Source organism: Pseudomonas sp. TCU-HL1, assembly GCF_001708505.1.
GTDB lineage: Bacteria > Pseudomonadota > Gammaproteobacteria > Pseudomonadales > Pseudomonadaceae > Metapseudomonas.
Genome location: NZ_CP015992.1, coordinates 2,977,948 through 2,994,997, shown reverse-complemented (window position 1 = coordinate 2,994,997; position 17,050 = coordinate 2,977,948). Strand labels below are relative to the sequence as shown.

General features: G+C 65.5%; 15 protein-coding genes. 7 read left to right on the top strand and 8 right to left on the bottom strand.

Features of this window, described 5'->3' with window-relative positions:
- Positions 1 to 2 precede the first annotated feature (2 nt).
- A complete protein-coding gene (locus THL1_RS13835; protein ID WP_069083801.1) occupies positions 3 to 446 on the top strand; it encodes a helix-turn-helix domain-containing protein in 444 nt (147 codons plus the stop codon).
- Between the two features lie 59 nt (positions 447 to 505).
- On the opposite strand, the gene THL1_RS13830 is transcribed toward THL1_RS13835, so the two are convergent.
- The 7 genes from THL1_RS13830 to THL1_RS13800 form a co-directional block, all read right to left on the bottom strand.
- Entirely contained in the window at positions 506 to 1,969 is a 1,464-nt protein-coding gene (locus THL1_RS13830; RefSeq protein WP_069083800.1) for a sensor histidine kinase, read from the bottom strand.
- 359 nt (positions 1,970 to 2,328) lie between these two features.
- Positions 2,329 to 3,267 (bottom strand): p-hydroxyphenylacetate 3-hydroxylase reductase component, encoded by a 939-nt coding sequence (locus THL1_RS13825; protein ID WP_069083799.1) that lies wholly within the window; start codon positions 3,265 to 3,267, stop codon positions 2,329 to 2,331.
- Positions 3,268 to 3,360: 93 nt separating this feature from the next.
- Positions 3,361 to 4,530: a p-hydroxyphenylacetate 3-hydroxylase oxygenase component gene (locus tag THL1_RS13820; RefSeq protein ID WP_069083798.1), complete on the bottom strand. Its 1,170-nt coding sequence runs from the start codon at positions 4,528 to 4,530 to the stop codon at positions 3,361 to 3,363.
- A 265-nt stretch (positions 4,531 to 4,795) separates the two neighbouring features.
- On the bottom strand, positions 4,796 to 5,218 hold the full coding sequence (hpaR, locus tag THL1_RS13815; RefSeq protein ID WP_069083797.1) for a homoprotocatechuate degradation operon regulator HpaR: 423 nt from the start codon (positions 5,216 to 5,218) through the stop codon (positions 4,796 to 4,798).
- Between the two features lie 153 nt (positions 5,219 to 5,371).
- Positions 5,372 to 6,322, bottom strand: coding sequence for a transcriptional regulator FeaR (feaR, locus tag THL1_RS13810; RefSeq protein WP_069083796.1), 951 nt, complete (start codon positions 6,320 to 6,322; stop codon positions 5,372 to 5,374).
- A gap of 157 nt (positions 6,323 to 6,479) precedes the next feature.
- On the bottom strand, positions 6,480 to 7,889 hold the full coding sequence (locus tag THL1_RS13805; protein WP_069083795.1) for an APC family permease: 1,410 nt from the start codon (positions 7,887 to 7,889) through the stop codon (positions 6,480 to 6,482).
- A 35-nt stretch (positions 7,890 to 7,924) separates the two neighbouring features.
- Positions 7,925 to 9,412: an aldehyde dehydrogenase family protein gene (locus THL1_RS13800; RefSeq protein WP_069083794.1), complete on the bottom strand. Its 1,488-nt coding sequence runs from the start codon at positions 9,410 to 9,412 to the stop codon at positions 7,925 to 7,927.
- Between the two features lie 241 nt (positions 9,413 to 9,653).
- On the opposite strand from THL1_RS13800, the gene THL1_RS13795 reads away from it, so the two are divergent.
- Both THL1_RS13795 and THL1_RS13790 read left to right on the top strand, forming a co-directional pair.
- Positions 9,654 to 10,982: an aspartate aminotransferase family protein gene (locus THL1_RS13795; protein WP_069083793.1), complete on the top strand. Its 1,329-nt coding sequence runs from the start codon at positions 9,654 to 9,656 to the stop codon at positions 10,980 to 10,982.
- Between the two features lie 94 nt (positions 10,983 to 11,076).
- Complete coding sequence (locus THL1_RS13790) at positions 11,077 to 11,733, top strand: helix-turn-helix transcriptional regulator (RefSeq protein ID WP_069083792.1); 657 nt, start codon at positions 11,077 to 11,079, stop codon at positions 11,731 to 11,733.
- A gap of 158 nt (positions 11,734 to 11,891) precedes the next feature.
- Here THL1_RS13790 and THL1_RS13785 read toward each other — a convergent pair whose 3' ends face one another.
- Complete coding sequence (locus THL1_RS13785) at positions 11,892 to 12,668, bottom strand: SDR family NAD(P)-dependent oxidoreductase (RefSeq protein ID WP_069083791.1); 777 nt, start codon at positions 12,666 to 12,668, stop codon at positions 11,892 to 11,894.
- A 132-nt stretch (positions 12,669 to 12,800) separates the two neighbouring features.
- Between THL1_RS13785 and THL1_RS13780 the strand changes: the two genes are divergently transcribed.
- From THL1_RS13780 to THL1_RS13765, 4 genes are all read left to right on the top strand, one after another.
- Positions 12,801 to 13,619: a molybdenum cofactor biosynthesis F family protein gene (locus tag THL1_RS13780; RefSeq protein ID WP_069083790.1), complete on the top strand. Its 819-nt coding sequence runs from the start codon at positions 12,801 to 12,803 to the stop codon at positions 13,617 to 13,619.
- A complete protein-coding gene (locus THL1_RS13775) occupies positions 13,616 to 14,398 on the top strand; it encodes an SDR family NAD(P)-dependent oxidoreductase (protein ID WP_069083789.1) in 783 nt (260 codons plus the stop codon). Before THL1_RS13780 ends, THL1_RS13775 begins: the two co-directional genes overlap by 4 nt.
- 259 nt (positions 14,399 to 14,657) lie before the next feature.
- Complete coding sequence (locus THL1_RS13770) at positions 14,658 to 15,905, top strand: MFS transporter (RefSeq protein WP_069083788.1); 1,248 nt, start codon at positions 14,658 to 14,660, stop codon at positions 15,903 to 15,905.
- A gap of 140 nt (positions 15,906 to 16,045) precedes the next feature.
- Positions 16,046 to 17,029, top strand: a complete 984-nt coding sequence (locus THL1_RS13765; RefSeq protein ID WP_069083787.1) for a helix-turn-helix transcriptional regulator — start codon at positions 16,046 to 16,048, stop codon at positions 17,027 to 17,029.
- Positions 17,030 to 17,050 lie beyond the last annotated feature (21 nt).

The window sequence follows — 17,050 nt, the reverse complement described above, 5'->3', positions numbered from 1 at the left end:
AGATGGACATCGCCGAGGTCGCCCGACGCACGGGGCTCCCCTCCTCCACGCTGCGCTACTACGAAAAGAAGGGGCTGATCACGTCACTCAGCCAGCAAGGGACCCGACGCTGGTTCGCGCCCGGCATCCTCGGCCAGTTGGCGCTGATCTCCCTCGGACAGGCAGCCGGCCTATCCCTGGATGAGATCCGCTCGATGTTCTCGCCCAATGGCGAGCCGAACATCGACCGGAAACTGCTGCTGGCCAGGGCCGAGGAAATCGACGCCCTGGTCAAGCGTCTGCAAGCCATGAGCCACGGCCTGCGGCACGCGGCGGACTGCCCCGCCCCGAGCCACGCGGAATGTCCGACCTTCAAGCGGTTGCTGAAGGCAGCGTCTTCGGGTGCCATCGAGAGACGCTGGAGCAAGGCAGCACAAAAGCGTGTGCCGCGTGGCCCTGCGGCCTGATGGCTGTCTGGCCGGCCAGCGCCTTCAGCGGATCGTGTGCAAAAAGAATAAACGGGAGCTCAACTCTCCCGCAGCTTGGGCGCCACCTTAAAGCTCAGGCACACGCTGGTGCCTTCGTTCTCGCGGCTGGTGAGGCTGGCCTTGCCACCAAAGCGTTCCATGATCTGCTTGACCATGATCAGGCCGATACCCAGCCCGCCCTGCTTGGTGGTGTAGAAGGATTTGAAGGCCATCATCTCCTGCTGCCGAGACATGCCTTTGCCGGTGTCCTTGATGGTCAGGTGCAACCACTGTCGGCTGGCGTCCGGCGTAGCGGTGATACTCAATCGCCCGCCATCGGGCATGGCCTCGATGGCATTGGCGATCACACTGTTGAGCACCTGCGCCAGCAGCAACTGGTGGCTCGACACCAGGGGGGCAGCCACGTCGCTGCATTCCACGGCGATCTTCGATCGGGTCAGTTGCTGGTCGAAGTTCGCCAGGGTGGTGCGCACTGCCTCCATCGGTTCCACGTGCTCCGCATCGCCCTGCAGCGGGCGCAGGCAGAGCAGCAGGTCGCGCACCCACGCGGACATGCGGTCGACCTGGGTGATGATGTCGTCGATGCATTTGCGCGCCGGCGGCCCCTCCATCTCCTGGGCCAGTTCCGCACTGGAACGGATGGACGCCAGCGGATTGCGCAGACTGTGGGCCACGGCAGAGGACATTTCCCCCAGCCCCACATAGGTGCTGTTGGCCACCAGCAGGTTCTGCTGGGCGGCCAGCAGCAGTGACGCCCGGCGGACGATCCAGTACAGGCCGAAGTACATCAGCAGGCCGCCAATAACGGTGGCCAGCCAGATCATCCGGTAGCCGCGGTTGACCCGATCGATCAAGTCCACGGGCTCCTTGTAGATTTCCACCATGGCACGCACCTGGCCCTGGGCGTCGGTGAGCGGAATGTAGTTCTCGATGAAGAACATCTTCGGTGGTCGCAGGAATTTCTGCTCCACCCGCCCCTCTTCCACTTCCTGATACTCGGCGGACACGCGGCCGCCCGACTCGAACGCTTCCTCCAGCGCCTCGTCGTCCCCGATGTGCTGCCCCACCAGCTCGGGGTTGGTGGACCAGATCACCCTGCGGTCGGGCGAGAAGATAGTGGCCAGCAGGGAGTCCGGCACGTGGGAAAGGTGGTCGAGGAATTCGGAACGGGCGCGCTCCCGGCTTTCGGTCGTGGCCTGGGTCAGCATGCCGAAATGATGGGGCACCAGCACATCGCCCATCGCCATGCCTTCCAGGCCGTGGTGGCGCATCTCGCCCATGGCCAGTGTCTGGATGAACTGCGCTGAAAGCATGGCGTCGCGCTCCAGGCTTTCACTCACCAGAAACCGCGTGGACACGGTGCCGATGCCAATGGCCACGGTGCCGATGATCACCAGGCTGACCAGGGAGAACCAGCGCAGGAGATTGAACTGCCCGGTCGGCGCAATCGCCCAATCCGCCGTTTCCAACGCCCGTCTGCCCAAGATTGCTGCCACGTCCATCTGGAGTTCCCCTCCCGCTTTTCTCCAGACTTATAGCAGTCGTCTCGGGGCACTGGAATCCGGATGTGTTCCCTCGTTCCGCACCGCCCTAAAATCCTGACTCATGACACGCAGCACTCGGCTGATCTGCGCCACCGTGCCCAGCCGTAGGGTGCGCCATGCGCACCGCGGCGATGGTGGCGATTCCGAGTCTGTCTCACGGTGCGCGCGGTGCACCCTACGGGACCAGCAGCATCCTGCTGGTTCGCTGACTCGAATCGTCACAGGCAGAGCCGGTGGCTCATGACCACGTCCTAAGGACGTGGTGTCCCAAGTTCAAATGAATTCGCTCCCACGAACGCACCATTTGTGCCGCTGCATCACCCCAGGGCGACCACCGCCTTGAGCATGGCCTTGAAGGTTTCCACCTGCTCTTCGCTGAACCCGGCGAAGACGTTCTCCTGCTGCTCGCGGGCGATACGCCAAAGCGCTTCGGCCTGTTCTACCCCGGCCGGAGTAAGCAGGTAGCGGTCCTCGGTATCGGCCACCATGCCCTTGCGCTTGAGGATGGCCACGGCTTCCTCGATCTCGCGCCTGGGCATCGCCACCTCACGCTGCAGATCGCACAAGTCGAGGCCGGCGTCGTTCTCGAGCACCATCAGCATGCGCGCCTCGCTGGTGCGCAGGCCGGTGGAGAGCTGTTTCGGCTGGTAGTTGGCCTGGTAGCTGCGTACCGCCTGGGTCATCAGGTAGTAGAGGTTGTGCGACAGGCGACCCTGGAAGGCGCTGGAGGCCGGCTGGCCCTCGGTCTTCGGGGTCATGCGGGTGTGTGGCAGGACCATGGAATAGGCGCCCTGGTGGTAGAGCAGTGGCGAACGGCCGAAGTCGTCGAAGCGCACCACCTTGCCGATAAGGATCCAGTGGTCACCGCCTTCCACGCGTTGGTGCATCTCGCATTCGAAGCGCGCGGCGCAGTCGGGCAGCAAGGGGGCGCCGCCGATACCGGTCTCCACCGCCACGCCCTCGAACTTGTCGTCACGGGGCCGGGCGAACTGGTTGGACAGGTCGATCTGGTCGGCGGCGAGGATGTTCACCGCGAAATGGCTGGCCTGCTCGAACACCGCGAGGCTGCTGGAGCGCTTGTCGATGCTCCAGAGAATCAGCGGAGGCTCCAGTGACACCGAGTTGAAGCTGTTGGCGGTGACGCCCACGCGAGTGCCATCCAGCGCCGTGGCGGTAACCACGGTAACGCCGGTGGCGAAGTTGCCCAGGGCACGACGGAAGGCACGGGAGTCGAAGAGGGTTTCTTGGGACGACATGACGGAGCTCCTGGCGGCCGCCTCATGGGACGGCCGCGCAATGGTTCGAAGGGGACGGCGCTGGGCCACCCGGCACGCAGGGGGGATACGGGCTCAGACCATGGAGGGATCGGGCTCCAGGCCCATCAGCTCGCGCCCGAGGATCTGCGCGCAGACGTCGTAGTCGGTGTAGGCGTGGGCACCGGTCATGTGCGAATCGCGGAACAGGCGCTGCATTTCGTTGTTCTCGAACCAGCTGGTGCCGCCTGCGGCCTCGAAGAGGCGGTCCACGGCCTGGATGCACATCTTCACCGCGTAAGCCTGGTTGGTGCGCCAGAAGGCCAGGGTCTCGCGGCTTGGGTACTGGTGGCGCTCCCCGTGCTCCGCGTGTTCCTGCCAGGTCTTCTCGAGGAAGGCGCGGGCAGCGGCCACCTGGTGGGTGGATTCGGCCAGGCGCATCAGCGCCGGAGTGGCGGTGCCGACATTGACGCCGGTGTATGCGCGCACGCGGTTCTTCGTCTTCTCCTTGTAGGCTTCCAGCATGCGCTCGGCGATGCCCAGGCCGATGGCGGAGAAACCGCTGGCGAAGTACGGGCGGTAGGGCGAGTAGAAAATCTTGCTGTCCGGATACAGGCCGAAGCCGTCGGACCGGCCTTCCATCATGTCCTTGGCGGCCTGGATACGGTAGTTGGGAACGAAGGCGTCCTTGATGACCAGGGTCTTGGTGCCACTGCCCTTCATGCCGGCGGCATACCAGTCGTCACGGATTTCGTAATCGTTGCGCGGCAGCACGGCGAAGCAGTAGACCTGTTCACCCTCGGGGTTCTGCCGGCGGCAGCCGACTATGGCCCACTCGGCATGGTCGCTGCCGCTGCTCCAGCCCATCTCGCCGTTGAAGATCACCCCGCCCTCCACTTCCTCGACACGGCCGAAGGGGGCGATGGAGCTGCTGGCGGTGGCATCCGGGTTCTCGCCCCAGACTTCGTCCTGCAGGCGCGAGGCGAACATGGCCAGCTGGTGGCTGTGGGTGCACAGCAGGCTGAATGCCCAGGCCGTGCTCGCGCAGGCACCGGCCAGGGCGACCACGCAGTCGGCGAATTCGGGAAGGGAGATTTCCATGCCGCCGTACTTCTTCGGCTGCAGCGCACGGTGAAGACCGATGCCCTTGAGCAGAGCGATGTTCTCGTCCGGCACCTTGCGCATCTGCTCGGCTTTCGAGGCGTTGGCGGCGATGGCCGGCAGGATGGCCTTGAGATCGTCGAGGAGGGAGTTTGGCTTTTTCATTTGTTGGCCCTGCTTATTGTTAGTACTTGGAAAAGGCCAGGCAGTTGGATCATCTCGCCGTGAAACGTCGCGGGATGCCGTAGCCTGAAACAGATAACCCAAGTGGGTGCAGGGCGATTATGGGTTGGGGCGCCACCCCTCAAAATGGACGTTACGGAGTCTCGATTGCACTTTTCATGGAGCACATGACGCTCCGTGTGATGGGTATCGCTTCGCTCGCGGAACACCATCCATCCTGCGGATTGCGCAACCGCTGCATGGGCGATCAGGGCTTGATCTGCTTCAACTCATTGAGCAGTTCGATCAGTTGCTTGAGCTTGTCCTCGCCGAACTGCTCCTGGATCTTCTGGTAGTTGGCCTCCATGCCCTCGCTCATGGAGAGGAAGCACTGGTGGCCCTTCTCGTTCAGGTTCACCAGCACCCGGCGCTGGTCCTGCGGCGCCTTGCGGCGCACCACCATGCCGTCGCGCTCCAGGCGTGCCAGCACACCGGTCATGCTCGGCTTGAGGATGCAGGCGAGTTCCGCCAGCTGGTAGCTCTCCAGCTCGCCGTGCTGGCGCAGCAGGCGGATCACCCGCCATTGCTGCTCGGTCAGGTCGTGCTGGTTGAGCAGGGGGCGGAAGAAGCTCATGGCCGCTTCGCGGGCCTGGAGCAGGATCAAGGTCAGGGAGGGTCTTGGGCTGGGCATGATCGGGCGGGGCCTGGGAGTTATTTGTGAAGAGTTTAACGAAAAAACCGTGGACCACCCAAGGCCCGGCCAGCGAACGTGCCGACCGCTCCACAGCAGCTACCGCCTCGATTGACCGGGTGAAATTAAAGGAGCGCCGGGCACGCGCGTGCCCTACCCGGCAATTGCGCTGGCGCGATAGTCCCGTGGCGACTGCTCGAAATGCTTCTTGAAGGTGCGGCTGAAATGCGCCGAATCGGTGAACCCCCAACGGAACGCGATATCGGTGATCGACTCGTTGCGCAGGCGCGGGTTGGAGAGGTCGGCGGCGCTGCGTTTCAGGCGGGCACGCTGGATGAAGCGGCAGACGCTGTCGCCCTGGTCCTCGAACAGTCGGTAGAGCTGGCGCACAGAGATATTCAGTTGCCTGGCCAGGGCCAGGGGCGTCAGGCCCGGCTCTGAAAGTGACTGGTCGATAAGCTGCTGGGCCAGGCTGCGCAGGCCGGCATTGTGGGAGCCGTCCAGCTCGCTGGTGGCTTGCCCGGCCTGCTGCTTGAGGGTCGGCGCCAGCAGGGCGATCAGCGCTTCCTGCAGGGCATCACCCTCTTCCACGCCGGCGCAGTCGTCCAGTTCACCCCCACAGATCTGCTCCACCAAGGTGCGTAGCACCCGGCCGCTGGCGCAATGCTGGGACAGCTTGCCGAACTTCGGCCGGCCTTCGGGCATATGCCGGCAGACATCCTCGCGGGATAAATGGAAAGAGGCATGTTCGATCAGCCCGTGGGGCAGGATTTCGCAGGAACGGGCCGAATCCATCAGGGCCATCTCGCCCGGAGCGAGTTCGATGCTCTCACCGCCCTGGCGCAACTGCGCGCGTCCGCTGCGCTGCACGATCAGGAAACAGTGGCGGTCGTCCTCGTGATCGATGGAAGTGCGCTGGCGGCTGATCAATCCGGCATTGGTGCGGATCTGCGCCACTTCCAGGCCGGAGAGATCCTGGCGGGCGATCTCGCCGATGAACAGGCCATGGCTGAGTGTGGGACGGGATTCGAAGCGCCCGCAGACACCCTGCAGGGAACGGACCCAGGAGTCGAAGCTGTGCGAGCTGGAGACATGAACAACCATGGTTGACCTCCGAAGCGGCTCGTGCCGGATTATCGTTATGGCGACATAATTAACATGTTAATTTTATTCCGACAAGACACCCTCATTCGCAGCCAGAAGAAACGACCAAAGGGCCGCTAGGCGGCCCTTTGGCGTACATGTCGCAGGAACGGGTGGTTTACAGGTCCGCTTCGAACAGCTTGCGCTTCATCACCAGTTTCACCCACACGAAAGCGATCAGCCCCACCACCCCGAGCACCGCGCCGGTGAGTAGGTAGACAGTCTGGGTCATCTCCGGCGACGGCGAGTTGTTCAGCGCGATGTAGCCCATGCCGAGGATGCCGACGATCTGCGGCAGCGGGTAAAAGGCCGACTTGAAGGGGCGCGGCAGGTCGGGCCGGCGACGGCGCAGCACCATCACATTGACGTGGGCGATGATGTAGGCCAGCAGCCAACTGGTGGATGCGGCGATCAGCAGCGTGATGATCGAGTCCGGCCCCATCAGCAGGAACGGCAGGGCGATGATGATCGCCACGAAGATAATGGCCATCCACGGCGTGCCGAATCGCTTGTGCAGCACTTTCATCTGCGGGAAGGCCTGGCCGTTCTCGGCCATGCCGCAGAGCATGCGCGGCACCGCCGCCAGCACGGTGTTGACGGTGGAGCAGGTGGCGGTCAGCGCCATCACCGTGGCGATGATCACCGCGCCCTTGCCGAATACCGCGAAGACGTAGTCCAGGTAGGGCAAGGGCGAGGTGGTCAGGGTTTCCACCGACAGGTAGCGGCTGGCACCGACGCAGAAGATCACGAACAGGGTGAAGGTGATGGTCAGCGAAAGCATCATCGAACGCGGGATGTTGCGCTCCGGCTGGCGCACCTCGCCGATCAGCGGGCAGATGAATTCGGCCCCCACCAGCAGCCACATGGCCAGCGTCACCAGACCGATGAAGCTGCCGTCGAGGATGCCGTCCCAGCCCCAGTTGACGTCGGGCACGAAGCCCGCCGCCGGCGCCTCGGCCAGCCCGCTCACAGCGCTCAGCCCCACCAGCAGCAGGGCCGACACCATGGCGAAGGTGAAAACGTTCTGCAGCTTGGCGAAGACGTCAGTGCCGAGGATGTTCAGCAGCGTGAGCACGACCAGGATGCCGAGCGGCACCAGGGTGGTCGGGAAGACGCCGGGGAACAGTTTGTCGAGGATCGCATCCACCAGCAGCAATTCGGCGGAAAGGCCGAACATCGCCACGATCACGTAGCCGGCGAACACCGCGACTATCGCCGGGAAGTGGCCGATGGCCTTCTGCGTGTAGGTCGCCAGGGTGCCCGCCTGGGGGAACATCAGCGACAACTCGGCGAAGGTCTGCACATAGCACTGCGCCAGGACGAACGCCACGACGAACGCGGCGATAAAGCCCAGGCCGCCAAAGCCCAGGCCCTGCAGCGCCGACATCATCGCGCCCTGCACGACGACTACGCCGATGCAGATGGCGATCATAGTGGCGAAGCCGAGGATTTTCTTCGGCGACCGGACGCTGTCCCCGGCCGCAGCCGGAGCCGTCATGCCGAGGCCATTGGTGGAGGTCTTGTTCATTCTTGTGTTCCTCACGGGTGGTTGCGGGGCGGCGCTCAGTAAGCGATGCACACCGATTTGCTTTCGGTGAAGGCCTCGATGGCCGCATGGCCCATTTCGCGGCCGATACCGGATTGCTTGAATCCGCCGAAGGGCATGGACGGGTCCAGCAGGTTGTGGGCATTGACCCAGACGGTGCCGGCTTTCAGCCGGGGGATCAGGCCCATCACCTGTTTCAGGTCGTTGGACCAGATGCTCGCGGCCAGGCCGTAGGGGCTGTCGTTGGCCAGGCCAACCACTTCGTCGATGTCGTCGAAGGCGGTGGCCACCAGCACCGGGCCGAAGATTTCCTCGCGTACCACCTGCATGTCCGGGCGCACGTTGGCGATCACCGTCGGCTTGACGAAGAAGCCCTGTTCGCCATGGGCCTCGCCGCCGCAGATGATGCTGGCGCCCTGGGCGCGGCCGCTGTCGATCATGCCCAGCACCCGGCGCTGCTGCCTGGCGGAGATCAGCGGATTGATCTGCGCGGCCGGGTCCAGGCCCGAGCCAATGCTGAGCGAGCCGGCGATGCCGTGCAGGCGCTCCAGCACCTGGTCGAAGGACTTGCGCTGCACGTACAGGCGCGAGCCGGCGGTGCAGACCTGGCCCTGGTTGAAGAAGATCGCCCCGGCGGCCCCGGCCGCAGCGTTATCCAGGGCGGTGTCGTCGAGCACGATCACCGGCGACTTGCCGCCCAGCTCCAGGGTGAAACGGGTCATGTTCTCCACCGCTGCATGGCCAATCAGCTTGCCCACCGGGGTGGAGCCGGTGAAGGCCAGCTTGTCAATCCCCGGATGGGCCGCCAGGGCTGCACCGGCCTCGGCGCCGACGCCAGTGACGATGTTCACCACGCCAGCGGGAATACCCGCCTCCAGGCACAGCTGGCCCAGGCGCAGGGCTGTGAGCGGCGTCTCGTCCGCCGGCTTGAGGACCACGGTGCAGCCACAGGCCAGGGCCGGCACGACCTTCCACAGGGCCATCATCAGTGGGAAGTTCCAGGGCACGATGGCGCCGACCACGCCCACCGGCTCCGGCACCGTGTAGGCGCGGAACTTGCCGCCGGGAATGGCACCAATCGAGACATCCAGGCTCTTGCCCTCGATCTTGGTAGCCCAGCCCGCCATGTAGCGGGTGTATTCCACCCCGGCGCCCACTTCGATGGCGCGCGACAGGTTGATGGACTTGCCATTGTTCAGGGTTTCCAGCTGCGACAGCTCTTCGCCATGGGCCTCCAGCAGGTCGGCCAGTTTCAGCAACAAGCGCTCGCGGTCTGCCGGGCGCTGGGTTGCCCAGCTGTCCTCGAAGGCGCGGCGCGCAGCGGCAACCGCCAGGTCCACATCGGCCTTGCCGGCCACCGCCACCCGCGCCAGTTCGTCGCCCGTGGCGGGGTTATGTACCGGCATCTCGGCACCGGACAGCGCAGGACGGGACTGGCCGTCGATCAACAGGCCGTGGCGGGCCCGGACAAAGGCTTCCACGCGGGGGTCAAGGGCAATGCTCATCTCGGTTCCTCTTCTCGCTCGGCCACAGCAGCAGCCGGGTATCTCGGATAGTCGAGAGGCACTGTGCGCCAAGCCCGGGCCGCGATCTTGACCCTGGCTGCCGGAAGACTTGCCAATGGCTGCCAGGTGCGGCTGGCAGGAAAAACCAAACGCGTTGGCAGGCAGATACAAGTATTCAGCGGCGGCTTGAGGCACAAATGGAGCCACGCAGCTTCCACCGCTGCCTTAGAGGAGAATTCACATGAGTAACGCCTTCTGGCACCCCATGCTGCACCCCAACGAAATGAAGCAGCGCGAGCCCATCCGCATCCTCCGTGGCGAGGGCTGCTTCGTCTTCGATGACAAGGGCAACCGCCTGGTGGATGGTGTGGCCGGGCTGTGGAACGTCAACGTCGGCCACGGCCGCAAGGAGATCAAGGCGGCCATCGCCGCCCAGCTCGACGAGCTGGAATACTTCCAGCTGTTCGACGGCATCAGCCACCCCCGCGCCGAAGAACTGGCCGCCAAGGTGATCGGCATGCTGGAACCGGAAGGCATGCGCCGCGTGGCCTTCAGCTCCGGCGGCTCGGACGCCGTGGAAACTGCGCTGAAGCTGGCCCGCCAGTACTGGAAGCTGCAGGGCCAGGCCGACCGCACCAAGTTCATCTCCCTGCGCCAGGGCTACCACGGCACCCACTTCGGCGGTGCTTCGGTGAACGGCAACACTGTATTCCGCCGCAACTACGAGCCGCTGCTGCCGGGCTGTTTCCATGTCGACACGCCCTGGCTCTACCGCAACCCCTACAGCCAGGACCCGGAAGAACTGGGGCAGATCTGTGCCGACCTGCTGGAACGGGAAATCCAGTTCCAGAGCCCGGACACCGTGGCCGCCTTCATCGCCGAGCCGATCCAGGGTGCGGGTGGCGTGATCGTGCCGCCGGAGAACTACTGGCCGCTGATCCGCAAGGTCTGCGACAAGTACGGCGTGCTGCTGATCGCCGACGAAATCGTCACCGGCTTCGGCCGTTCCGGCTCCCTGTTCGGCAGCCGCCTGTGGGGCGTTAAGCCCGACATCATGTGCCTGGCCAAGGGCATCTCCTCGGGTTACATCCCGCTGGGTGCCACCGTGGTCAACGAGCGCATCGAGCAGGCCTTCGCCAACAACGGCAACTTCACCGGCGCGATCATGCACGGCTACACCTACTCCGGGCACCCGGTGGCCTGCGCCGCCGGCCTGGCTAATCTGGATATCGTCGTGAAGGAAAACCTGCCGGCCAATGCCGCGAAACAGGGTGACTACCTGCTCAAAAGCCTGGCCGCCTTCCCCGAGCGCTTCGCTGCCGTGGGCGAAGTGCGCGGCAAGGGCCTGATGGTGGCTCTGGACCTGGTGAGCGACAAGACCACCCGCGAGCCCATCGACCCCATGGGCGGCTACGCCAACCGCGTGGCAGAGATCGCCCGCGCCAATGGCGTGATGGTGCGTCCGGTGGGCACCAAGATCATCCTCTCGCCGCCGCTGGTGATCGAGCAGGAACAGCTCGATACGATCGTCAATGCACTGGCCATCGGCTTCCAGGAAGCCCGCGTGTAGGGATAGCTGCGCGTCGGCGATACTGCCGACTTCGGCTCTTGCAGCCCTGGTGGAGCGCGGCGCTTGCCGCGCTCCCTCATTAGGGGAATGCACCATGGAACACGACTTCGGCCTGCACTGCCTGCAGGCTTTCAGCCGGGTAATCCCGGCCTCCTGCTTCGCCTTCTACCGGGTCGACCCGCAGCTACGCGCCCGCGACTTCCAGCTGCTGCGCATGGACGCCCGCACCCATCGCGACTACCTCGACCACTACCGCGACTTCGACCCGCTGCAACCGGCACTCTGCGTCGACGAGCACCGCCCTGTCGTGCGCCTGCACGAAGCCATGGCGCGCCAGAGCGGCGATGCGCGACGCATCTACCAGGGCTTTCTCGCCCGCCATGGCATCAGCGATGTGGTGGAAGTGATCGCCCATGACCGCCAGCACCCGGTGGTGGGCATATCCGTGCTGCGCACCGGCGGCCTTGCGTCGTTCACAACCGAAGAACTGCAACGCCTCGATGGCCTGCGCAGCCTGCTGGACCTTGCCGTGCGCCAGTTGCCGGAAGCGCCTGCGGAAATCGACGCCCTCGCCTACCTCACTCCGAGGGAACGGGAAATCGCCCTGCTGCTGCGCGAAGGCCTCGGCAACAAGGACCTCGCCCGCCAGCTCGACCTCGGCCTGGCCACGGTGAAGACCCACCTCATCCACCTGTTCCGCAAAACCGGCGCGCGCAGCCGCACGGAGCTGGTCCGCCAGCTATTTCTCTGACGGGATCGTTGGGCTTCACTTCGCTCAGCCCCCACCTACGACGGAGCGTGCCGGCAAGCCCTGATGTAGGTTGGCGCTGAGCCCGCGAAGCCCAACACGCCCCCAACGACCTTCCAGTCGATACACCTGCCCCTCGCGCCGGACCTGCGCTTGTCGGCTCAGACCGACGAGAAGCAGTTATCCACGAAGAGGTGCGCCCCACTGACGAAGGACGCCTCGTCAGATGCCAGGAACAACGCGGCGCGGGCCACTTCCTCCGGCTCGCACAAACGCCCCTGCTGCAACGAGATGGCGGCTTCGCTGGCGTCCACACCCATGGCCTGCAGCTCCTTCATCTCGCGAACGCCATGGGCGGTGCGGATGAAGCCCGGCGCCACGGCGTTGCAGCGGATGCCGCGATCACGGAACTCGACGGCAATGGCCCTGGCGAACATCTGGCAGGCGCCCTTGGTGGCGTTGTAGACCACCTCGCCCGGCGTGGCGTACTCGGCGGAAATGGATGAGGTGCAGACAATGCTGCCCTTGCCCTTGGCCAACATCTGCGGCAACACGGCGCGGGTCATCAGGTACATGCTCTTGACGTTGACCGCCATCAGCCAGTCCCACTCATCTTCCTCCACATCGAGGAAAGGTTTCACGATCAGGGTGCCAGCGTGATTGAACAGGATGTCCGCGCCACCGAACGCAGCCTCCCCTGCCACTACCGCCGCCTTCACCTGGTCGGCGCGGGAAACATCAGCGCCCACTCCCAGTGCCTCGCCGCCGGCAGCCTTGATCTGCCTGGCCAACTCCTGGGCGGCATCACCATTGCGATCGACGATCACCACCTTCGCGCCCTCTGCGGCGAACAGGCGGCTGGCGGCTTCACCGCAGCCGCCAGCACCACCGCTGATGATTGCGACCTTGTCCAGCAGCCGGGGTCTTGCTGCGTGCATGGCGTACACCTCGTTTGCATCGGGATAGTCAGACCAGCGTAGTCCAGCCGACTCCCGCTCCACCTTCCGGTTGATACCGTCCCTCCTCCGTCCAGCCCACCATGGCTCATCCCAACCAACCGGAGATACCCCATGACCACCCAACCCGAATGGATCACTGTCGGCGCCCTGGCCGATGGATTCGCCCCCGACGCCTTCATCCTGCCCAACCTGGCGGACCTGGCCGGCCAGAGCTTCACCCTGCACTTTGCCAATGGCTGGCAGATCGAGCACCACTTCAGCGCCGGGCAACTGGCCTGGTCCCTGGCCGACGGCAGCGCCAGCGGCGAGGCGGACTACCGAGCCACCTCGGTACGCGAGGGCCTGTACCTGGTGGACTTTCTCAAGAAGGAAAACGGCGGCACGGTGTCCGTCAGCCTGGTGCTGGATATCGCCAACGCCGCCTTCACCGCCGTGCTCGGCCGCATGCCCAGCGAAACGGAAAGCCGGGGCGACCTGTTCAGCAAGGCGCTCTCCGGCGGCGAGCTGACTTCGGTCAAGGCCGAATTCCTCCATGGCAGCCTCGACCGCCCCTGGCGCGACGGTGCCTGCCCGCACGCCCCGACCCGCGAACTGGTGGGCCTGCGCAACCTCTATCGCTACAGCCCCACCGAGGTCTACGAGCACCTCTACCTCAACGAGAACTTCTACAGCTGGCAGTGCCTGAAGGGCGTCGAGCAAGGCCTGGCCGACACCGACCGCTGCCACACGCTGAAGATCGCCGAGGAACTCTACCTCTTCGTCTGGCGCGAAAAGATCGTCCCCACCCTCGGCCTGGTGCTGATCGACCTGAAGAACCACCGCAGCGACGGCAAGATCTGCGGCTATGCCGGCGGCGATTTCGGCCAGCTGTCGAACTTCCCGGTCAGCTCCCACTGCAGCGTGCTCAACCGCACGGAGTACCCACTGTGAAGGGCCGCACCGTCCTCATCACCGGCGCCGGCACCGGCATCGGCGCCGCCTGCGCGCGGCGCCTGGCCAGCGAAGGCGCCAACCTGGTACTGGTGGGCCGTCGCCGCGAGCCGCTGGAAGTCGTGGCCGGGGAAACCAGTGGGCTGGTGCTGGCAGGCGATGCCGCCAGCAGCAGCGACTGGGCCCATTTCATCCCTGCCATCGTCGAGCGCTTCGGCGGCCTGGATGGCGTGCTGGCCAATGCCGGCGGCCATGGAATGGGCCGTGCCACCGACACCCGCGATGAAGACTGGCAGGCCGCCATGCGGGCCAACCTCGACAGCGCCTTCTACACCGCCCGCGCGTGCCTGCCGCTGCTGGCGGAGCGGCGTGGGTCGCTGGTGCTGATGGCCTCCATCGCCGCACTGGCGGCGGGCGAAGACGTGTGCGGCTACACCACCGCCAAACACGCGCTGATTGGCCTGACCCGCTCCCTGGCACGGGATTACGGTCCGCAGGGCGTGCGGGTCAACGCCGTCTGCCCGGGTTGGGTTCGCACCCCCATGGCCGACGCGGAGATGCAGCCGCTGATGAAGCATTACGGCGAAAACCTGGACGCCGCTTATGCCCGCGTCACCGCCGAAGTGCCGCTGCGCCGCCCGGCCAGCCCCGAGGAAATCGCCAGCATCTGCCGCTTCCTGCTCTCGGAGGAAGCCTCCATCATCACCGGCGCCAGCCTGGTGGCCGATGGCGGGTCGAGCATCGTCGACGTCCCCACCCTGGCCTTCGGGCGGCACTAGCCGCCCCCACAGGCACAGACCCCGCTTTTTTGTGGGTTCGAACTCATTCGAACAAGGGCCGCACAGCGGCCCCCTTTGGCGAGCCTCCGGCCCGCAGAGCCATTGAAATCGCCCCCACAAGAGCGCGTGCTCCCACAAGACTCGGACCGCATAACCCATCTCGCACAAGGCTGAAATGCGGCCATCAAGGCATCGGGCAACCCGAGAAATACGTTAAGATATTAACCGTCGCCCACCCCGCTTCCGCGTGCCCTCCCCGATGCCCGACTCCCGCTCCTGGCCCGCTGCTATCCGGGCTCTGCGTCATCCCAATTTCCGCCTGTATTTCGCTGGGCAGGCAGTCTCCACCCTGGGCAGTTGGTTGCAGCAGGTGGCGCTGGCCTGGCTGATCTATCGCCTCACCGGGTCGGCGGCGCTGCTCGGCGTCACCACCTTCGCCTCGCTGCTGCCGCAATTGCTGGTAGGCCCGCTGGCCGGCGCCTGGATCGACCGCCACGACAAGCGCCGCCTGCTGATCGGCGTACAGGGGCTGCTCGGCCTGCAGGCCATCACCCTGGCCGTGCTCACCGTCACCGGGTTGATCGGCCCCACGCTGATCGTCGCCATGGCCGCGCTACTGGGCGTGCTCAACGCCTTCGACACGCCGCTGCGGCAGTCACTGCTCAGCCAGTTCGTCAGCGGCAAGGAAGACCTGCCCAACGCCCTGGCGCTCAACGCCATGCTGTTCAACAGCTCGCGCTTCATCGGTCCGCCGCTGGCCGGCCTGCTGCTGGGCTTCACCAGCGAGGCGGCCTGCTTCGCCGTCAACGCCCTCTCCTACCTGGGGCTGGCCGCCGGCCTGCTGGTCATCCGCATGGCCCCCACGCCCCGCGCCGCCGGCTCCACCGGAGACGTGTTCCGCGAGGGACTGGCCTACGTCGCCGGCCGCCCGACCATCCGCCTGATGATGCTCAGCGTACTCGTAGTCAACCTCACCGCCTCCAGCTATGCCGTGCTGCTGCCGGTATTCGCCAAGGACATCTTCGCTGGCGATGCGCGCACCCTCGGCTGGCTCTGGGGCGCCGCCGGCCTCGGCTCACTGGCCAGTACCCTGTTCCTCGCCAACCGCCATGCGCTGACTGGCCTCACTGGCGCCATCATGGCCTGTGTCCTGACCTGCGGCGCGGCCCTGCTCGGCTTCGCCGCCAGCAGCCACCTGGCGCTGTCGCTACTGGCCATGGCAGCACTGGGCTTCGGCATCTCCACCTGCAACGTCGGCACCAACATCCTTCTGCAAAGCCTCGCCCCGGAGCGCCTGCGCGGCCGCGTGGTATCGTTCTACACCTCGACGCGCTTCGGCTTCGACGCCATCGGCGGCCTGCTCGTAGGCCTGCTCGCCGAACGCCTCGGTGCACCCTGGGCCATGACCTGCGCCGGCTTCCTGCTGCTCGGCTACTGCGCCTGGCTACTGCCGCGCCAGCGCCAGCTGAGCCGGGATATTGCCAGTGCGCAGAGGGAGGATCATTGAGCCCCATCCTGCATCTGTAGGATGGCGACACCTCCCGGCCCGCCGGATACTCGTCCCATGGCCCTGCCCCATCTCGACGATGAATGGCCCATACCCGAACCCGTGACAGAACAACAACAACGTCGCACAGGGGATAGCACATGAGCAGGAACGATCCGGGCGGTCAGTCGATCGCCGCCTCCGTACTGGAGGCCTTCAGCAGCACCACGCTGGAGTTGCAGCGCCTGGCCCGGGACAAGTCCATCGAACGCTTTCACGCCCTGGCCCTTGCCGAGCTGAAACGCCTGCTGCCATTCGACCAGGCCTGGTGGGGCCGCGCCGCGATGATCGACGGCTTGCCCGAAGAACACAGCGCCCACCTGTTCAACCTGCCGCCCGCTTACCTGGATGACTGGCAGTCGATCCGCCATGACGACATCACCGTGCCGCTGGTCAACGCCGAGCCGGGCAAGGCGGTGATCGTCGACAGTGCCCAGAGCACCCCGGGGCTGAAATGGCTGGGCGAGCGCCATGGCTTCCGCGAATTCCTCTGCGTCATCCACATCGACCCGCAAACCCGCCTCAGCGATCACCTGACGCTCTACCGCGCGCCCACTGCGCCGCCCTTCACCGAGCAGGAACGCTGGCTGCTGGACAACCTGATGCGCCACCTGGTGGCGGCGGTGTCTGCCAACCAGATCCGCACCCTGGTGGCCAAGCGCGAGAGTCTCTCCAACCCGCGCAACCTCGCCCTCGCGGTGTGCGACGCACGCGGCACCCTGCATTGCGCCGAGCGCGGCTTCGTTGACCTGCTGCTCGGCGAATGGCCGCAGTGGACCGGCCCGCAGCTGCCCGAAGCCATCGGTCACGACGGCTATCAGGGCGCCCGGCTGCAGATCGAGGTTTCCGCCGTGGGCGACCTGCTGCTGCTCGCCGCCCGCAACCTGAACTCTCTGCAGCAGCTCAGCGCCCGCGAAAACGACGTCGCCCAGCGCTTTGGCGAAGGCAGGACCTACAAGGAAATCGCCCGTGAACTGGGCCTGGCGCCAAACACCGTGCGCCATCACATCCGCAGCATCTACGCCAAGCTCGGCGTGAAGGACAAGGCGAGCATCGCCCACCTGCTGCACGCGCCACCCGACTGATCCCCGCGCACCACATCGCCT